Genomic DNA, 18,867 nt, shown 5'->3' on the forward strand with positions numbered 1-18,867 from the left:
TATAATTCATGAGGTGAATCGATAAATGGCAAAAGACATTAAATTTTCAGAAGACGCAAGAGCAGCAATGCTTCGTGGTGTGGATATCTTAGCAAATACCGTAAAAGTGACTTTAGGACCTAAAGGACGCAACGTCGTTTTAGAAAAAGCGTACGGCTCTCCGTTGATCACGAATGATGGTGTGACGATCGCCAAAGAAATCGAATTGGAAGATCGCTTCGAAAATATGGGAGCGAAACTGGTTGCCGAAGTTGCTTCCAAAACAAACGATATTGCCGGTGACGGTACTACGACTGCCACTGTTTTGACCCAAGCCATCGTTCGCGAAGGGCTGAAAAACGTTACTGCAGGCGCAAACCCAGTGGGCATCCGTCGCGGTATCGAGCTGGCTACACAAGCAGCTGTAAAAGGTTTGGCGGAAATTTCCCAAACCGTGAATTCAAGAGAATCGATCGCGCAAGTTGCTGCCGTATCATCCGGATCGAAAGAAATCGGCGAATTGATTGCTGAAGCGATGGAAAAAGTCGGCAACGACGGGGTCATCACTATCGAAGAATCTAAAGGGATCGAAACCGAATTGGATGTTGTTGAAGGCATGCAATTCGACCGCGGTTACCTATCGCAATACATGGTCACAAACAATGACAAGATGGAAGCTGAATTGGAAGCGCCATACATCCTGATCACGGATCGCAAATTATCCAATATCCAAGACATCTTGCCTTTATTGGAACAAATTCTGCAACAAGGACGCCCATTATTGATCGTTGCTGATGATGTTGACGGAGAAGCACTTCCTACATTAGTATTGAACAAATTGCGCGGAACATTCAATGTAGCGGCAGTCAAAGCACCTGGTTTCGGTGACCGTCGTAAAGAAATGCTGCAGGACATCGCAATCCTGACAGGCGGTACAGTCATCGCTGAAGACTTAGGCTTGGAATTGAAGGATGCTTCCGTAGAACATTTGGGTCGTGCAGGCAAAGTTGTCGTAACCAAAGACTCCACAACAATCGTTGAAGGAGCTGGTGAAAAAGCAGCCATCGAACAACGTGTAGCGGTCATCCGTGCGCAATCAGCAGAAACAACTTCAGAGTTTGACCGTGAGAAATTGCAGGAACGCCTTGCGAAATTATCCGGTGGCGTCGGCGTCATCAAAGTCGGAGCGGCTACAGAAACTGAATTGAGAGAACGCAAACTGCGTATCGAAGATGCTTTGAACGCAACGCGTGCTGCTGTTGAAGAAGGTATCGTATCCGGTGGGGGTACAGCCTTGATCAACGTTCAAAAATGCGTCGAAGCATTGGAACTGACTGGCGACGAAGCGACAGGTGCACGCATCGTGGCACGATCGTTAGAAGAGCCAGTGAGACAAATCGCTGAAAATGCAGGAAAAGAAGGCTCCGTTGTAGCCGATAAGATCAAGGGCCTTGAAGTTGGCATGGGTTATAACGCCGCAACCGATGAATGGGTAAACATGATCGAAGCAGGAATCGTCGATCCTACAAAAGTGACACGTTCCGCTTTGCAAAATGCAGCCAGCGTTGCTGCCTTGATCCTATCGACAGAAGCAATCGTAGCCGACCATCCAGCACCAGCAACACCCCCATCAATGGACCCAGGCATGGGCATGATGTAATCAGGATACGATGAATCCCGCTCTAGAAATCGAGCACTAAGAGGAAATACCCACCACGACCCGGGTTTGGTCGAGGTGGGTATTTCAGCTTAGGCGGAGATTTCTGGGATTCAGAGTTCAACTAAAACAGTGTGTGATGAATCCTGAGCTCAGAGTTTGAGCACTAACGAGGTTCAGGACCAAACAGCCCGGTTTTGGCTGAGTGGGCATGAACAGCGTTAGGCACTCAAACGTCACAGTGCGACGTTTGAGGTCTTTAGCCTTTTTAGTACCAAGACTACTGATGCACCATCTGTTAAGGATTCAGAACCGTTCTATAAAGGATATGGAAGCACTAAGCTCCACAAACAAAAGGACCGAATGGCCAGAAATGGTTATCCGGTCCTTTTTTGTTTGATTTTTTTTCAAATCCAACTGCTGCCGAAGTGGTGTTGACTCCTGATGAATTTTTTTATATAATTTTACATGCCCTATGGGGGCATATCCTATATAAACAAGAGGTGCAATTTTATGTCTCATTCACAGGAACACAGAACGGATAGTCTCGTTAAACGTTTGAATCGGATCGAAGGACAAGTAGCGGGAATCAAAAAAATGATCCTCGAAGAAAAAGAATATGCTGATGTCATCATCCAATTGAATTCGACTCGATCAGCCATCCAGAAAATCAGTCATATCCTTTTGGAGGCCCAAACAGAGCATGCTCTGATGCATGTCAGTGAAGGTGCTGACTTGGATGAAGAAATGAAGAAACTGCAAAAAGTGATTTCGCAGTACAATAAAATGAATTAGGTGATAATATGGAAGAAAGCACTGGAAAGAAAATTCTGAATTTGGCAATTCCTGCAACTATCGAAAACCTGCTGCAGACGCTGGTAGGCTTCGTTGATACGCTGCTGATAGCCAAAATCGGGCTTATGGCCGTTACGGCAGTAGGCGTTGCCAATACGATCCTGAATGTGTATTTGGCGATATTCATAGCATTAGGGGTCGGAACGTCTTCCCTGATAGCCCAAAAACTAGGGGCGAAGGATAGGGAAGGTGCTGTCCGAATTGCAGAACAGTCAACATTTTCCACAGTGATCATCGGTTTGCTGTTTGGGTTACTGACGCTCGCTTTTGGAAAACCACTTTTGGGTCTGATGGGTGCAGATGATCAAGTGATGGCTTATTCCACTGCATTTTTCTACATTGTGGGTGGCAATTCAGTCTTTTTGGCGGTCATGACCATTTTTGGAAGCATTCTGCGGGCAGCCGGAAATACAAAGTCCCCCATGCAGGTCAGTGTAATCGTAAACGTTTTGAATGTGGGGTTGGACTACATTCTGATTTTTGGTATCGGCCCGATTCCGGCGCTTGGCGTTGTCGGGACTGCGATAGGCACAACGGTTGCAAGAATGTTGGGATGTCTGCTGTTGTACAAACAGATAAAAAAATCCCCTGTTTCATTTGAGTTGAAGTCCATATTTGTAAAAAGTGATTATGCGCCATTAATGCGGCTTTCGATTCCAGCAGCGCTTGAGAGATTGGTTATGCGGATGGGACAAGTAGTCTATTTCGGCTTAATCGTTGCGATTGGTGCGAAAACGTTTGCGGCACATTCTATCGCGGGCAATATCGAAAGCTTTGTGTACATGCCGGCATACGGGTTAGCCACTGCTGCTGCCACTCTCGTCGGGAATAGTACAGGCGCAGCGGACTTCAAGGAGGCAAAACGTGTCGCATTCCTATCGGCAACATTTGGCGTACTCATCATGAGTTTCTTGGGGATCATTCTGTTTGTGGGTTCCCCTTATTTTGCCGAACTGTTCACCTCGGATGCTGAGGCAATCGATCAAATCGTGACAGCCCTGAGAATAGATGCATTCAACCAACCGGGACTTGCGATCAGCCTAATCACGACAGGCTCCCTGCAAGGTATGGGCGATACAAAATCGCCATTGTACAGTACAGCTTTTGGGATGTGGTGTTTGCGCATAATCGGTGTGATCCTTTTGGGAAGAGTGTTGGGTTGGGGAATTGCCGGCGTTTGGATTTCGATTGGGATTGATCTTTACGTACGCTCGCTGTTTTTGGCCTATAGATTCAGGAAAAACATATCCGACCGCAGCAGGGCATCCACTGAATAATCAAAAGTAACCATTGAAGTCGTCAAAATCATCCACAGAAAATCAAATGCAGCCCTCATTTTTACCGGAAATGAGGGCTGCATTTATTTTTTTAGCGAAATGAACGTATAATCATGCAATTTAATAATGAAAACTTATAGCGAAAATTTCAGAACATCCCCTTCTGGATGGTTTTGAATGAAAGTTAATGTTTTTGAAGGAAAATGATTGCTTTATTCCCGTGTAGGTGGTATATTTTTGTTCGAGAGGTGATAGAAAGTGCTTACAGAAGAACGGCATAAAATCATTCTAGACACTTTAGCCAAAGACAATATCGTAAAACTGCAGGACCTTGTCGATCAGACGGGAAGTTCTGAATCCACTATCAGACGGGATTTAAGCACTCTTGAAGAGGCTGGTTTCCTGATTCGTGTCCATGGCGGAGCAAAGAGAAACTATAGTGTTTCCGCTGAAGACAGGATGGAAGATAAAACGTCCAAAAACGTTCAGGATAAACAACGGATTGCTGAAAAAGCAGCTCAACTGGTGAGCGATCAAGACATCATCTTTTTGGATGCCGGATCGACTACCTACGAAATGATTCCCTTCCTGAAAGGCAAGAGCATCCTCGTCGTCACAAATGGCGTCCCACATGCCAGTTTATTATCGGATATGCAAATCGAGACGATCCTTATCGGCGGCAAAATCAAGATGGAGACAAAAGCAGTCATCGGACCAGTCAGCCAAATGCAAATGAGGAATTACCGTTTCAGCAAAGCTTTTCTTGGCATCAACGGCATCGACAATCAATATGGCTTCACGACGCCGGATACCGAAGAAGCGGCCATCAAGCGGATAGCCATTGAAAATGCAGCACAAAGCTATGTCGTAGCGGATGCTTCGAAGTTCAAACAAGTCAGTTTTGTGAAGGTCTGCGACATTGAGGATTGCGGCATCATCAGCTACAATGTCCCGTCGGAAATCAAACGTAACCTGAAAGACAGTACAACTATTTGGGAGGCTGAATAATGATATATACAGTAACATTAAATCCATCCATCGATTACATCGTCCATTTGCCCGCTATCGAGTTGGGTGAAGTGAATCGTATCCAACAGGATTTCAAACTGCCGGGTGGCAAAGGCATCAACGTTTCCCGCATCCTGAATGAACTGGAAGTGGAAAACACCGCTTTAGGTTTCCTTGGAGGGTTCACCGGAAAATACATCGAAGACTGGTTGGAAGCAGAAAACAGCAAAACACACTTTACGCATGTGGATGAAGCGACCCGCATCAATGTCAAAATCAAGTCAGGGATGGAGACGGAAATGAACGGCCCGGGCCCGAATATCGAGCCTGCAGTCGCCGAAGAATTCCTGAAACAATTCGATGCGCTTGATCCGGAAAACGACATCGTAGTCTTGGCTGGAAGCAAACCGACAAGTCTGCCGGAAGATTATTATCAGACCATCATCCACAGACTGACGGAAAAAGGCGTACCGTTCCTGATCGATACGACCGGGGAAGAATTAAAAAATGCGTTGCCTTACCATCCTTTATTGGTAAAACCGAACCACCACGAATTGGCGGAATTGTTCGATACTACTTTCGAAACGGATGAGGATATCCTGCCTTACGGGAAGAAGCTGCTTGAAGCTGGAGCGCAATACGCGATCATCTCGATGGCCGCTAAAGGAGCAATCCTTTTCACTCCGGAAGGTGTTTACCATGGAACGGTACCGAAAGGGGTTCTTAAAAATTCAGTCGGTTCCGGAGATTCAATGATCGCCGGATTTGTCGGGACATACATGAAGACGCACGACCCGTTGGAAGCATTCAAAGTCAGTATCGCTTGCGGAAGCGCGACCGCTTTTGCCGACGATTTAGCCAAACGCGAAGAAATTGATGCTCTAGTCAAACAAGTCACTATCAGTCAGCTATAGGGAGGAGAATTTATTAATATGAAAATCAATGATATCTTACTAAAAGAATTGATGATTATGGATTTGCAAGGAACAACCAAAGAGGGCGTCATCGATGAAATGATTTCAGGCCTTTCCGCTAATGGCATCATCAATGATGCTGCAGTTTACAAAGAGGGCATCATGAAGCGCGAATCACAAACGTCCACTGGTTTGGGCGATGGCATCGCAATGCCGCATGCCAAAAACAAAGCGGTCATCAAACCCGCTGTCGTTTTTGCAAAAAGTGCAGCCGGTGTGGACTATGCATCATTGGATGGTCAACCAGCACATCTGTTCTTCATGATCGCGGCTCCGGAAGGCGCAAATAATGTTCATTTGGAAGTTTTGGCGTCATTATCCCGTTTACTCATCAATCCTGATTTCACTGCATCATTGAAAAAAGCTAACACTCCAGAAGAAGTGCAAGGGTTATTTGCGGCAGCAGAAGCTGCACGCGAAGCCAAAGAGCAAGCTGAAGCAGCAGCGAAGGCAGCTCCAGTAGCAGCAACCGAAACGAAGAGACCTTTCGTCATTGCAGTAACGGCATGTCCTACAGGGATTGCACACACGTATATGGCTGAAGATTCACTGAAATTGATGGCTGAAAAAATGGGCGTCGATATCCGCGTTGAAACGAACGGATCGGATGGCGTCAAGAACGCCTTGACAGCCGACGAAATCCGCCGTGCTGATGGTGTCATCATAGCAGCTGACAAAAAAGTTGAAATGGCGCGCTTCAACGGCAAACACGTTCTTCAAAGACCGGTAAGCGACGGCATCAACAAAGCCGAAGAATTGATCACAAAAGCAATGCGTAAAGAAGCGCCAATACTGAATGTTGAAGGCGATATCTTCTCGGCTAGCGAAAGCGACGAAAAGCAATCCATCATCGGAAGAGTCTACAAAGACTTGATGAACGGTATTTCACACATGTTGCCGTTTGTTGTTGGTGGTGGTATCCTGATTGCGATTTCCTTCCTGTTCGAAACGTCATTCGGTGCGGATAGCCCGTTGTTCATTTCCTTCATGGCAATTGGTGGAGCAGCATTCAGCTTCCTGATTCCAATTTTGGCCGGTTACATCGCAATGAGTATCGCAGATCGTCCGGGGTTACTCCCAGGTATGGCGGGCGGTTACTTGGCTGTGCAAGCAAATGCCGGATTCTTGGGCGGGTTGATTGCTGGTTTCTTGGCCGGTTACATCATGGTTTATCTGAAGAAAGCCTTTAAAGGATTGCCTCGTACCTTGGATGGCATGAAGACAATTCTCTTGTACCCTGTGTTCGGTCTATTGATCACTGGCTTGTTGATGTATTTCTTGGTAGGTCCTGTCTTCTCCACAATCAATACAGCTATGATCACCTTCCTGGAAAACTTGGGTACTGGTAATGCAGTGCTGTTGGGTGCTGTTCTTGGCGGCATGATGGCAATCGATATGGGTGGTCCATTCAATAAAGCAGCTTATGCCTTCTCAATCGGTATCTTCACGGATACTGGCGATGGCAGCTTGATGGCAGCTGTAATGGCTGGTGGTATGATTCCTCCATTGGCAATCGGTATCGCAACATTGATTTTCAAAAACAAATTTACGGATATCGAACAAAAATCCGGACTTTCCAACATCCTGTTGGGCCTATCCTTCATCACTGAAGGTGCGATTCCATTCGCTGCGGCAGATCCGATGCGCGTAATCGGTTCATCCATCGTTGGTTCAGCGATTGCTGGTGGTTTGACACAGCTATGGGCAGTTTCAATCCCTGCACCACATGGTGGCTTGTTCGTAATCACATTGGCTAACCGTCCGTTGATGTTCTTGCTGGCTTTGTTGATCGGTACAGCCGTTTCAGCATTGATGTTAGGTTTTTGGAAACAAGATAAAACACAACAAGTCGCAAAATAAATTAAATCATTCATTGAGAGAACAGACTGGGAACCTCCTTTCTGTTCTCTCTTTTTTAATGTCCCGAATGTAAGATGCATAAATGAAAACGGTATGACAGATAAATGAGAATAATGTAAAAAAATGGGATGATTTTCATGGCAGATATGCTATAATGCATATTGTTAAATAAACGAAAATGTAGATATCAGTTCATGCATAAAAGCAACGGATATTGAAATCTGTATAAGGAGGTAAAAGCATGGCAGCAAAGGAATCAATCAAAAAAGTGGTTTTGGCTTACTCAGGTGGATTGGATACGTCAGTCATCATCCCTTGGTTAAAAGAAAACTACAACAACTGTGAAGTAATCGCCGTAGTAGGAGACGTAGGACAAGGTGATGACTACAGCCGATTGGAAGAAAAAGCAATCAACTGTGGCGCATCGAAGTTGTATGTTGCAGACTTGAAGAAGGAATTCGTTGAAGAATTCATTTGGCCGACATTGCAAGCAGGCGCTAAGTACGAAGGACAATATTTATTGGGGACCTCTTTCGCCCGCCCAATCATTGCCAAAAGAATGGTAGAGATTGCGCACTTGGAAAATGCTGATGCGATCGTTCACGGAGCAACAGGGAAAGGGAACGACCAAGTCCGTTTTGAAGTCGGCATCCGAGAATTCGATCCGAACATCACGATCATCGCCCCTTGGAGAGAATGGGAACTGACTTCCAGAGAAGATGAATTTGCGTATGCTGCTGCACATAACGTGCCGCTTCCGATTACGTTGGAAACAAACTACTCAAAAGATAAAAACTTGTGGCATTTATCGCATGAGGGCCTTGATCTGGAAATGACAGCCAATGAGCCGGATTACGACAAAATTCTGGAGATGTGCGTAACGCCTGAGAAAGCTCCGGACGAAGCGACATATGTCACGCTGGAATTCAAAAAAGGCATACCGGTAAGCTTGAACGGGGAAGCAATGGAAGGCATCGCCCTGATCGAAAAATTGAACGTGATCGCGGGCGCGAACGGCGTCGGCATCATCGATATCGTAGAGAACCGCTTAGTCGGCATGAAATCAAGAGGCGTTTATGAAACGCCTGCTGGAACTGTGCTGTATCATGCCCACGACAAATTGGAACAGCTTTGCCTGGACAAAGATACTTTCCAATACAAACAATTGCTTGCCAACAAGTATGCGGAGCTTGTATACAACGGATTGTGGTATACACCATTGCGCAAAGCATTAGCTGCATTTGTTGACGAAACACAACAGAATGTCGAAGGTTTCGTGAAGATGAAACTTTATAAAGGCAACATCACCGATGCTGGCGTAGTCAGCGCGAAATCATTGTACAGCGAAAGCTTTGCCACTTTCGAGAGCGATGATGTATACAACCATACTGATGCAGCCGGATTTATCCGTCTGTTCGGATTGCCTACATCCATCCGCGTCATGAAAGAGCAAGCTGAAGATCAAGCGACACATGAAGAATTGGAAGATTTATTGAAATAAACAACCGGTATTAGTGTCTGTTGACAGCTAGTCCGCTCCGGAACGTCCTCATCAGGCAATAGAGCCTGATGAGGACGTTTTTTTTAGTTGTTGGCTAATAACCCCTTTATTATAGTGTGTAAACATAGCCCGGACCTTAAATCGCGAGATCTTGCCTTGCCAAACTTTGATATCGCAAAAGAATAAACTATGATAAAATGAATGCATTCATATTAAGCTAGTTCAAGGAGGAGGAGATTAAGCGTGAATCAAACAGGTGAATGGAACAAAGCCCGTAAAATTATCATCGGCATCATTGATGTACTATTGTTCATCGGATCATTGCTGCTATCTTTTTATTTAAAATTCGGAAGAAATATACCATTAATAAACTTCGACGCCTTTCAGGGCAGCATTGCCTATGTCTCAGTGATTTTCATCATCGTCAATATCCTGTTCGGTACGTATATCTTTTACAACAAATCGATCAGTGACTTCTTGTTCATAACGGTCATCGGGCAATTTGTCCTTTCGTTGATCATCATGGCGCTGACTTTTGCCGGGCGCTGGTTGGCATTTCCGCGATCGGTCATTCTGATCAACTTTTTTGTGGGAACGATCCTGTTGTTCCTGTTCCGCGTAATGGTGTTCAAAATGTACCAACGCGTGAGCGGCAGCAAACGGGTCATGATTGTCGGGATGGAAAAAGAAGTATTTGCAGCAGTCGACAACTTCACGAATACAAAAAGCATCCGCCATGTCGTGACGCATGTCGTCCTGTCGGATTATTACGAAAATGTCCTGCGGCATCTGGAAGAGATTGATATCGTCTACTTAGCGAGCCAAATCGAAGAATCCGAAAAACTAAAGATATACGATCTGTTGACGAGCAAAGAGAAGAAGATGTTCCTGAATACGAGTTTCGAGAATCTGATCATGGTCAATCCGAATATGATGAACATCGAGGATGAAAGCATCATCGAAGTTTCCCCGTTCCGTATCTCGGCAGAAGATGGCCTTATGAAACGGATCATCGATATTGCGGTTGCGCTTATCGGTATCGTCATCACTTCGCCGATCATGGCCGTTACGGCTATCTTGGTGAAGAAAAGTTCTGAAGGTCCCGTATTCTACAAGCAGACACGCATCACCAGAGACGGCAAGGAATTCGAAATCCTGAAGTTCCGCAGCATGGGTGTGACCGCTGAGAAAGATTCAGGCCCAGTTTTGGCTACAAGCAATGATGTGCGCGTAACGACAGTCGGCAAATATCTGCGCTCCCTGCGCATCGATGAACTGCCGCAGTTGTTCAACGTATTGCTGGGCGATATGTCCTTGGTCGGTCCCCGGCCGGAACGTCCTTTCTTCGTTGATCAATTCAAGGAACTGAACCCGCATTATTACCTGCGCCACAACGTCCGCGCCGGAATTACCGGATATGCGCAAGTGTACGGGAAGTACGCTTCCGACTTCAACAGCAAGCTGAATTTCGATCTGATCTACATCAAGAAGTATTCCTTGATACTGGATCTGAAAATCATGCTGCAGACCGTCAAAATCTTGTTTGATAAAGTATCATCCCGCGGAGTGGATGAAAGCGAACGGGAGATCCTGTCCGAGCAAGAGATTGAAGCACGCGGCATCAGAGTCATTTATTAAATAGAAAAGCGGGACAAGCCTGCTTTGCCTTGAATAAACAAAAAACCATCCACCGGGCGTTTTTTCGCCCGCCAGGATGGTTTTTTGTTTACACGGAAATGCCGGTTGTATTTGCGGGAATGCGGGCTGATCACTATAATCAATCTGATGGATTTTGGACAAAAAAGCAGAAATGTATGGGGAATTGCGTTACAATAGGTAAATAGAGCACTTCCTTCTGCAGGACCGTAAAAGGATGCGGAGGCCTACGATCAAAGATGAAATGAGTGAGTTGGATGAGTTTTGATTATAACGATGATAGTTTAGCTTTGCATACTGATTTGTACCAAATTAACATGATGAAGACTTATTGGGATGAAGGCATTACCGAAAAACATGCAATTTTTGAACTGTACTTCCGAAAGTATCCTTTCAATAATGGCTATGCAGTCTATGCGGGGCTTGAACGCTTCGTATCCTATATCCAGAATTTACGCTTTACGGATACGGACATCGCCTATTTGCGTGAGCATGTCGGCTACGAAGAAGGTTTTTTGGAGTATCTGAAAAATTTCCGTTTCTCGGGCACAATCCGTTCCGCTCTGGAGGGGGACCTCGTCTTCGCCAATGAACCGATCGTCCAGGTGGAAGGTCCGTTGGCGGAATGCCAATTGATCGAAACGGCATTATTGAATGTCGTGAATTTCCAAACGCTGATAGCGACAAAAGCCGCACGTCTGCGCTATGTCTGCGATGACGAGCCGTTGATGGAATTCGGTTCCAGAAGAGCGCAGGAAATGGATGCCGCCATCTGGGGCACACGCGCAGCCTACATCGCGGGATTCAATGCCACGAGCAATGTCCGTGCCGCCAAAATGTTCGGCATTCCAGCTTCGGGTACCCATGCCCATTCGATGGTGCAAGTCTACCGCAACGATTATGATGCCTTCATGGCATATGCGCGTTCCCACAAGGATTGTGTATTCCTGGTGGATACCTATGATACGTTGAAATCGGGTGTGCCGAATGCCATCAAGGTGGCGAGGGAAATGGGCGATAAGATCAACTTCCTTGGCGTGCGCATAGACAGCGGGGACATGGCCTACATTTCCAAAAAAGTCCGTCAGCAATTGGACGAGGCAGGCTTTATAGACGCGAAAATCTACGCATCGAACGACTTGGATGAATTGACCATTCTGAACCTGAAGATGCAAGGCGCAAAAATAGATGTCTGGGGCGTAGGCACGAAGCTGATCACCGCCTTTGACCAACCGGCGCTTGGAGCGGTCTACAAATTGGTTTCGATTGCGGATGAGAGCGGCAAAATGGTCGACACGATGAAGATCTCCAGCAACGCCGAAAAAGTCTCCACACCAGGCAAAAAACAAGTGTGGCGGATCACCCGCAAGCGTGACGGCAAGTCGGAAGGGGATTACATTGCGCTTTGGGAAGAAAAGCCCGATCAAGAGGCGGAACTGTATATGTTCCATCCGGTCTTCACTTACATCAACAAGACCATCACTGACTTTGAGGCGCGTCCCGTTCTGCAGGACATCATCGTGGACGGTGAACTGGTTTATGCATTGCCTTCGCTCCAGGAAGTAAAAGCCTTCTCGGAAGCGCAGATGAGCGGTTTATGGGATGAATACAAACGTATCCTGAATCCGGAAGACTATCCTGTCGACTTGTCACAGAAGACGTACGATCATAAAATGTCCACCATCAAAGACATCAAGAAACAAATCAAGGAAGAAGCCGCATTATTGGAAAGCACTAAATAGCCAATCAGATCAATCAAGGGGGAATAGGCATGCGTCCATTACAAAAAGAAATTATTGCTGCATTAAGAGTGAAACCGGAAATCGATCCAAAAGAGGAAATCCGCATCAGCATCGATTTCATGAAAGATTATTTGGCGGCACACCCATTTTTGAAGGCATTCGTTTTAGGCATCAGTGGAGGACAAGACTCAACTTTGACGGGGCGGTTAGCCCAGTTGGCGATTCAGGAAATGCGTGATGAGACAGGCGATGACAGTTACCAATTTATTGCTGTTCGCCTTCCGTACGGCATTCAATTCGATGAGCACGATGCTCAGGCTGCACTAGCCTTCATTTCACCGGACCAAAAATTGGTCGTGAACATCAAAGAAATGGCTGACGCCGCACTCGATGCACTTGAAGAAGCCGGCCTGACCATCACCGACTTCAACAAAGGAAACATCAAAGCACGTCAACGCATGATCGTTCAGTTCGCGATAGCGGGCGACAGCAGCGGAGCGGTTTTGGGGACTGACCATGCGGCAGAATCCGTGACCGGTTTCTTCACGAAATTTGGGGACGGCGCGGCCGACTTGTTGCCGATTTGGCGCTTGAACAAACGTCAAGGCCGTCAACTATTGAAAGAACTGGGCGCACCGACGCAGCTCTACGAAAAAGTACCGACAGCGGACTTGGAAGAAGACCGTCCTGCTTTGCCTGATGAAGTGGCTCTCGGAGTCACGTACGAGATGATCGACGCATATCTGGAAGGCAAGGAAATACCGGATAAAGAGGCTGAAGTCATCGAAGGCTGGTACACAAAGACAGAGCATAAACGTCACTTGCCGATCACGGTCTATGACAGTTTTTGGAAAGAAGCCTAATCTGTTCAGATAGTGGGGTTGTGCAGTGAAAATCAGCAAAAAATTTAAAATGATGAAAGAAAATCAAGAGCTGCAGTGCAAGAGCAGGAGGCATCTCCTGCTCTTGCACTGCTTCAGCTTGTTGGCGACCGTATTCGTGGTTCATCTCTATCTTCAATGGACCCAAAACGAGCTGGATGCCGGACTGGTTGTGAATTTTGTATTTGCTTGGCATACAGAAAAGTTCCTTATCAGCACGGGTGTATTATTGACGTTGGGGCTATGGCTTTGGGCGTTGGTGGGGAACATCCGCTGGACGAACGCACTGCTGTTGCTGTCGGGAGGAATCCTCGGGATGGCGACCTATGAAAAGATGCTGCAGCGCAACGAGCCTGTTTATCCGAGCGACTTGAAGATGCTGACGGAGGCCGCATTCCTTTTGGAGATGCTGAATGGCCGGACGTTGGCGGCATTAAGTTTGGCATTAATCCTATTTCTGGTATTCATATTTTTTTCGCTTCGTCAGGCAAAGTCCAAGAAATCCGTGAAATTGGGATGGAAAGCACGTGTGTTGTTGCTCATTTCAACAAGCATCGCACTCAGCTATGCAGGCCAGTTCCAACAGGAAGGCAACCTGCTGAAGAAAGCTTATGACCGGACGGCCTATTGGATCCCGTACAGCCAACAAATGAATTACTACAACACCGGCTTTGTGGCCGGCTTCCTATATAACCTTTCGGCTGCGCCGATGGAGCTGCCGACGGATTATTCACAGGAAAAAATCGATGAGTTGAAGGTAACCTATCAGCAACTTGCTGACGAAATCAACTCAGAAAGAACAGCTGCGTTGCCCAAAACGAATGTTATCTACATCATGAATGAAAGCTTTACGGACCCGCTTGAATTGGAAGGACTGGATCTGCAAAGCGATCCGATTCCGTTCACGCGAGCGTTGATGGATACGAGCTACAGCGGCGAGCTGTTATCCCAAGGCTATGGCGGTGGAACTGCTAATATCGAATTTGAGGCTTTGACGGGATTTTCGATGGAGCCGTTTGCCGCGAACATCACGACACCGTATACGCAATTCCTGTCCTCCCAAGACGATTTCCCTTCCGTCGTGTCCCGGTTGGAAGAAGCCGGATTCCTTACGACAGCCATCCATCCCTACAACACGACCATGTATAAGCGGTTGGAGAACTATGAGACTTTGGGGTTTGATTCCTTCCTCTACGAGGACACGATGAAAAATACGGACAAGCTGGATAACAATCCGTACATTTCGGATGAAGCCGCTTATGCTGAAATAATGGCTATCCTCAAAGCCAGCGAGGAAAAAGATTTTATCCATTTGGTGACGATGCAGAACCATACGCCGTACCAAAACAAATACACGGTAATGCCATCTGCTGCGGAAACCGGTATAGCCAGCCGGACGATCCGGAACTATCTGCAGGATCTGCAGTACAGCGATCAGGCGTTGGCGGATCTGTTGGCTGCTCTCCAAGAGTGGGACGAGCCGACAGTCGTCGTGTTTTGGGGGGATCATTGGCCCAGCGTTTTCGGCGAAGATCTTTATGCGCTGAACACGATCCAAAATATGCATGAAACGCCTATGTTCATTTACAGCAACACAGACGAAGTCCGCAAGGATCTGGGGGTCACCAGTCCCATCTATTTCTTCCCGGAAGTGCTGGAACTGAGCGGCAGCCGTGTCACAGCCTTTGAAGCCTTGTTGATGGCGCTGCAGGAACAGGTGCCGGCTTTTGAAAAGACAATGTATGTGAATGGCGATACAGGTGAATATGTCTCGAGCCGGGAGGAATTGTCCGAGCAGGCAAGAAGCCTCTTGGCGGATTATGATCTGATCCAGTACGATATCACCACCGGAAACCGGTATGCGGAATTAAACGGTTTTTTCCAAATGAACGATTGAAACAGGTTGCCGCATACTAGTGCCTTTTGCGGGAGTGGATTTGCATGTAGGGCCGGAATCGCCTATGATTAAGGGGATAAAGGGCGAAAGGAGGGGTTCGATGAGGTTTATTATACGTTTTGTACTCCTTTTTTGTACTACGATATTGGTGAGTATGTTGTTCACTTATCTTTTCCGTGCAGCAGCGAGACGGTTCCGCTGGACGGATAAGCCATCCAAAGCGAAAGTGCATATCAAGGAGACGCCGACGATGGGAGGCGTAGCCATATTCTTGGCTTTTTGGGGTGTCTATTTTCTAGGGATCCCACTGAATGTTCGTTCAGGCTTTGCGGGCATCATTTTTTTGAGTTCGTTGATTATCCTGGTCACGGGAATCATCGATGATTATTATGACTTGAGGCCTTGGCAAAAAATGATCGGTATCCTTTCTGCAGCGAACGTCCTGTATTTCTTTTCGGGCATCAAAATAGACAGCCTGACACTAAGTTATTTCGGGACGATCGAATTCCATGAAGCGGGTTACTTGGTGATGATGCTGTGGATTGTGGTCATCACGAATGCGGTGAATCTGATGGATGGGCTGGATGGGCTGGCAACGGGCACTTCGATCATCTCCCTTTCGACGATGGGTCTCGTAAGTTATTTTTTCACCGATAATATGGGTGTCATCAATGTCGCCATGATTTTCCTTTTGGTTGCGAGCCTGCTGGGTTTTTTGCCGTTCAACTTTTATCCATCCTCCATTTTCCTGGGGGATACGGGGTCGTTGTTTATAGGATTTATGATTGCGGTGCTGTCCTTGTTCGACTTGAAACATGCCACCTTTGTATCGCTATTGATTCCGGTGGCCATTCTCGGGGTTCCGTTGACTGACACGATCGCCGCCGTCCTTCGCCGGACCTTGCATAAGCGATCCATCAGCGCGAAGGATAAAAGCCATCTGCACCACCGTTTGCTGCGCTTAGGTTTTACGCACCGTCAGACCGTTTTGGTCATCTACGCGTTGGCGATCATCTTTTCTTTGACTGCCGTACTGTTCCCAATTTCTTCATTCTGGGGGACGGTAGTTTTGGTAGTCGGTTTGATTTACGGCGTGGTGCTCTTCATCGCTTCCTTCAATTTGTTGGACAGCAACCGCTCCAAGTTGCGCAAGACATTGTACCGCCTTTTGAGGGAAAAGGACGACAAAAACAAATGAACAAGCCATGAGAGCCAGATAGGCTATCACGCGCTTGTTCATTTTTTTATTCAAAATCTATTCGATTTCGCCTTCATCGGCATCGTCGTAAGCTGGGGAGACCGGACGCTCCACATAGTCCTCCTCGCCGATTTCAAAGACGACACGGCCATTCATGACATCCGTAACAGCATCCTGGAAATGGCTGATGTCCTCAGTAGGGATGCCGCACAAAAAACAAACCTGGTCGGTGTATTGGGCCTCAATCAGAGTGTAGGGCGACTGCGCCAAGTAATTCTCCAATTTTCCGGATGAGGAATAGGAAACGATGCAGCCGACTTTTGTCTGGAGGCAGCGGACAACAATGCCGATGTCCTTCAGTGCGGTCGACACGGATCGGCTGTAGGCGCGGATCAAACCGCCGGCCCCCAACTTTGTCCCGCCGAAATAGCGGGTGACGACGGCTGCGACGTAACGCAGATCGTTTTTCTTGAGCACTTCCAGCATCGGGACGCCAGCTGTTCCGGATGGCTCGCCGTCGTCATGGGCGCGCTGGATTTCGTTCTGGTCGCCGATCAGGTAAGCGGAACAGTTGTGCGTCGCTTTCCAATGCTCTTTTTTGACGGCTTGGATGAAGGCTTTGGCCTCGTCCTCGGAATGGACACGTTTGAGGCTGCAGATGAAGCGGGAACCCTTGATGATGATTTCTGTAACGCCGCTCTCTGCGATAGTGTGATAGGTTGTCAGCATATCCTTTCCCCTCCAAGTTTTTTTATTCTCATTTTACCACAGAGACGCTCGGATGACAGGCCACGAACAAGGAAAGGGACTTTCCGAACATTTCCATTTGTGGTATTGTTAGATTGAATAGACCAAACGGCCACAGGGGTCGATGGAAAGGTGATCTGCGTGAAAGCTACAGATTTAATCGATGTACTCAAAATGAAAAAAGTTGTCGGGAGCTTGGATCCCGCTTTGAATATTGGAAAAATAAGTCAGGATTCCCGCGATATCCAATCGGGGGATCTGTTTATCTGCATCGACGGTACGCAAGTCGATGGCCACAATTACGTTGAGACGGCGGTCGCCAATGGTGCGGGCTTGATTGTCGCCCATAGGGATATCCAAAAAGTGGCAGCAGCTGTCCCGGTCGTGTATGTTCCCGATACGGGCAAAGCGATGAGTCTGCTTGCAAATCATTTTTATGCTTATCCGAGCGAGGCGATGAAAGTCATCGGCGTCACGGGGACAAACGGAAAGACGACGGTAACCTACTTGGTGGAAGCCATCCTTAAGGCGATGGACAAAAAAACCGGACTGATGGGCACCATCGAAATGCATATCGGCGACGAAGTGCACAAAACGAAAAATACGACGCCAGACAGCATCACGATACAAAAGGCGCTGCACCTTATGGTTGAGAAGGAGACTGAATACTTCACGCTGGAGCTGTCCTCGATTGCGTTGGAAATGGGCAGAGCATGGGGTCTTGATTTGGATGTCGCGATCATGACGAACCTGACGCATGAACATATGGAATTCCATCACACGATGGAAGCTTATGCCGAAGCGAAAAAGCTGCTCTTCTCCCAACTGGGGAACGGACGCAAAAATGGACGGACGAAAACGGCGGTACTGAATGCGGATGATGAAACGATCCACAGCTATCGCATCGCTACGGCGGCAGAAGTCATTTCTTACAGCGTGAAGGACGAAAGGGCTGATTTCTTTGCAGCGGATATCACCTACAGCCGGACGCAGACACGCTTCAATCTGATCGTCAACGGGGAACGCTATCCGGTCGTGACGAACCTGGTGGGGCTCTATAATGTCTCCAATACATTGGCTGCGCTGGCGGCTGTTTATGCAGTGGGCATTCCGTTGGAGGATGCAACAAAAGCGGTGACGTCATTGACTGGTGTTACCGGCAGATTGGAGATCGTGCCTGGCGCTAGCGACATCGGCGTCTACGTCGATTTTGCCCATTCGCCCGACGCGATGGAAAAAGTATTGAGTGTGGTACGCGAATTTACTCAAGGCAAAGTCATTTCCGTTTTCGGCGGCGCCGGGGAACGGGAGCATGAAAAACGCCCAATCATGGCCCGCATCGGTACGGAACTTTCCGATCATGTGGTCCTGACGACGGACGATACCGGGAAAGAACCGCAGGAACAGATCATCGCGATGATGCTTGCCGGCATCGAAAAGGACAACTATGAATACATCGAAAACCGCAAGGAAGCCATCCAACATGCCATCGCCATCGCAGAACCGGGAGATACGGTCATCCTGCTGGGCCGTGGACATGAAGCTGACTACAACGACAGAGGCAGAATGATCCGCCTGTTGGACAGTGAAGTGGCGGCTGAAGCGATTGAATTGCGCAACGAGCAGAAAGATTGA

General features: G+C 47.4%; 14 protein-coding genes. 13 read left to right on the plus strand and 1 reads right to left on the minus strand.

The annotated features are described in order from the left end of the window. Positions 1-25 precede the first annotated feature (25 nt). The 12 genes from groL to PH235_RS06595 all read left to right on the plus strand — a co-directional run bounded on the left by groL (position 26) and on the right by PH235_RS06595 (position 16,485). The gene (gene groL / locus PH235_RS06540) at positions 26-1,639 is read left to right on the plus strand and encodes a chaperonin GroEL (protein ID WP_119093844.1); all 1,614 of its coding nucleotides are present in this window, start codon (positions 26-28) and stop codon (positions 1,637-1,639) included. Positions 1,640-2,149: 510 nt separating this feature from the next. Further along, positions 2,150-2,431 (plus strand): metal-sensitive transcriptional regulator, encoded by a 282-nt coding sequence (locus tag PH235_RS06545; protein WP_086629439.1) that lies wholly within the window; start codon positions 2,150-2,152, stop codon positions 2,429-2,431. 8 nt (positions 2,432-2,439) lie between these two features. Next, the gene (locus PH235_RS06550; RefSeq protein ID WP_272161577.1) at positions 2,440-3,768 is read left to right on the plus strand and encodes an MATE family efflux transporter; all 1,329 of its coding nucleotides are present in this window, start codon (positions 2,440-2,442) and stop codon (positions 3,766-3,768) included. 258 nt (positions 3,769-4,026) lie between these two features. Further along, positions 4,027-4,776: a DeoR/GlpR family DNA-binding transcription regulator gene (locus PH235_RS06555; protein ID WP_272161578.1), complete on the plus strand. Its 750-nt coding sequence runs from the start codon at positions 4,027-4,029 to the stop codon at positions 4,774-4,776. Continuing rightward, positions 4,776-5,690, plus strand: coding sequence for a 1-phosphofructokinase (pfkB, locus tag PH235_RS06560; RefSeq protein ID WP_272161579.1), 915 nt, complete (start codon positions 4,776-4,778; stop codon positions 5,688-5,690). Before PH235_RS06555 ends, pfkB begins: the two co-directional genes overlap by 1 nt. Positions 5,691-5,708: 18 nt before the next feature. Continuing rightward, complete coding sequence (locus tag PH235_RS06565; RefSeq protein ID WP_272161580.1) at positions 5,709-7,610, plus strand: PTS fructose transporter subunit IIABC; 1,902 nt, start codon at positions 5,709-5,711, stop codon at positions 7,608-7,610. A gap of 241 nt (positions 7,611-7,851) precedes the next feature. After that, a complete protein-coding gene (locus PH235_RS06570; protein WP_086629429.1) occupies positions 7,852-9,111 on the plus strand; it encodes an argininosuccinate synthase in 1,260 nt (419 codons plus the stop codon). 243 nt (positions 9,112-9,354) lie between these two features. Beyond that, entirely contained in the window at positions 9,355-10,749 is a 1,395-nt protein-coding gene (locus PH235_RS06575; protein WP_272161581.1) for a sugar transferase, read from the plus strand. A 275-nt stretch (positions 10,750-11,024) separates the two neighbouring features. After that, positions 11,025-12,509, plus strand: a complete 1,485-nt coding sequence (locus tag PH235_RS06580) for a nicotinate phosphoribosyltransferase (protein ID WP_272161582.1) — start codon at positions 11,025-11,027, stop codon at positions 12,507-12,509. A 29-nt stretch (positions 12,510-12,538) separates the two neighbouring features. Next, positions 12,539-13,372, plus strand: coding sequence for an ammonia-dependent NAD(+) synthetase (nadE, locus tag PH235_RS06585; protein ID WP_272161583.1), 834 nt, complete (start codon positions 12,539-12,541; stop codon positions 13,370-13,372). Positions 13,373-13,397: 25 nt separating this feature from the next. Continuing rightward, positions 13,398-15,287 carry an LTA synthase family protein gene (locus PH235_RS06590; RefSeq protein ID WP_272161584.1) on the plus strand — a complete coding sequence of 630 codons (1,890 nt, stop codon included), beginning with the start codon at positions 13,398-13,400 and terminating at the stop codon, positions 15,285-15,287. Positions 15,288-15,387: 100 nt separating this feature from the next. Continuing rightward, positions 15,388-16,485, plus strand: a complete 1,098-nt coding sequence (locus PH235_RS06595) for a glycosyltransferase family 4 protein (protein ID WP_272161585.1) — start codon at positions 15,388-15,390, stop codon at positions 16,483-16,485. A gap of 57 nt (positions 16,486-16,542) precedes the next feature. Here PH235_RS06595 and PH235_RS06600 read toward each other — a convergent pair whose 3' ends face one another. After that, positions 16,543-17,214 (minus strand): YigZ family protein, encoded by a 672-nt coding sequence (locus PH235_RS06600; protein ID WP_272161586.1) that lies wholly within the window; start codon positions 17,212-17,214, stop codon positions 16,543-16,545. A gap of 159 nt (positions 17,215-17,373) precedes the next feature. On the opposite strand from PH235_RS06600, the gene PH235_RS06605 reads away from it, so the two are divergent. Continuing rightward, positions 17,374-18,867, plus strand: coding sequence for a UDP-N-acetylmuramoyl-L-alanyl-D-glutamate--2,6-diaminopimelate ligase (locus PH235_RS06605; protein WP_272161587.1), 1,494 nt, complete (start codon positions 17,374-17,376; stop codon positions 18,865-18,867).

The organism is Trichococcus sp. K1Tr (genome assembly GCF_028309625.1).
In the GTDB taxonomy this organism is placed as follows: Bacteria; Bacillota; Bacilli; order Lactobacillales; family Aerococcaceae; genus Trichococcus.

What these genes read in the sequence shown, in the direction of transcription:
- groL (WP_119093844.1), top strand. Translation starts at nt 26, where the DNA reads ATGGCAAAAGACATTAAATTTTCAGAAGACGCAAGAGCAGCAATGCTT.
- PH235_RS06550 (WP_272161577.1), top strand. Translation starts at nt 2,440, where the DNA reads ATGGAAGAAAGCACTGGAAAGAAAATTCTGAATTTGGCAATTCCTGCA.
- PH235_RS06580 (WP_272161582.1), top strand. Translation starts at nt 11,025, where the DNA reads ATGAGTTTTGATTATAACGATGATAGTTTAGCTTTGCATACTGATTTG.
- PH235_RS06545 (WP_086629439.1), top strand. Translation starts at nt 2,150, where the DNA reads ATGTCTCATTCACAGGAACACAGAACGGATAGTCTCGTTAAACGTTTG.
- nadE (WP_272161583.1), top strand. Translation starts at nt 12,539, where the DNA reads ATGCGTCCATTACAAAAAGAAATTATTGCTGCATTAAGAGTGAAACCG.
- PH235_RS06600 (WP_272161586.1), bottom strand. Translation starts at nt 17,214, where the DNA reads ATGCTGACAACCTATCACACTATCGCAGAGAGCGGCGTTACAGAAATC.
- PH235_RS06595 (WP_272161585.1), top strand. Translation starts at nt 15,388, where the DNA reads ATGAGGTTTATTATACGTTTTGTACTCCTTTTTTGTACTACGATATTG.
- pfkB (WP_272161579.1), top strand. Translation starts at nt 4,776, where the DNA reads ATGATATATACAGTAACATTAAATCCATCCATCGATTACATCGTCCAT.
- PH235_RS06565 (WP_272161580.1), top strand. Translation starts at nt 5,709, where the DNA reads ATGAAAATCAATGATATCTTACTAAAAGAATTGATGATTATGGATTTG.
- PH235_RS06570 (WP_086629429.1), top strand. Translation starts at nt 7,852, where the DNA reads ATGGCAGCAAAGGAATCAATCAAAAAAGTGGTTTTGGCTTACTCAGGT.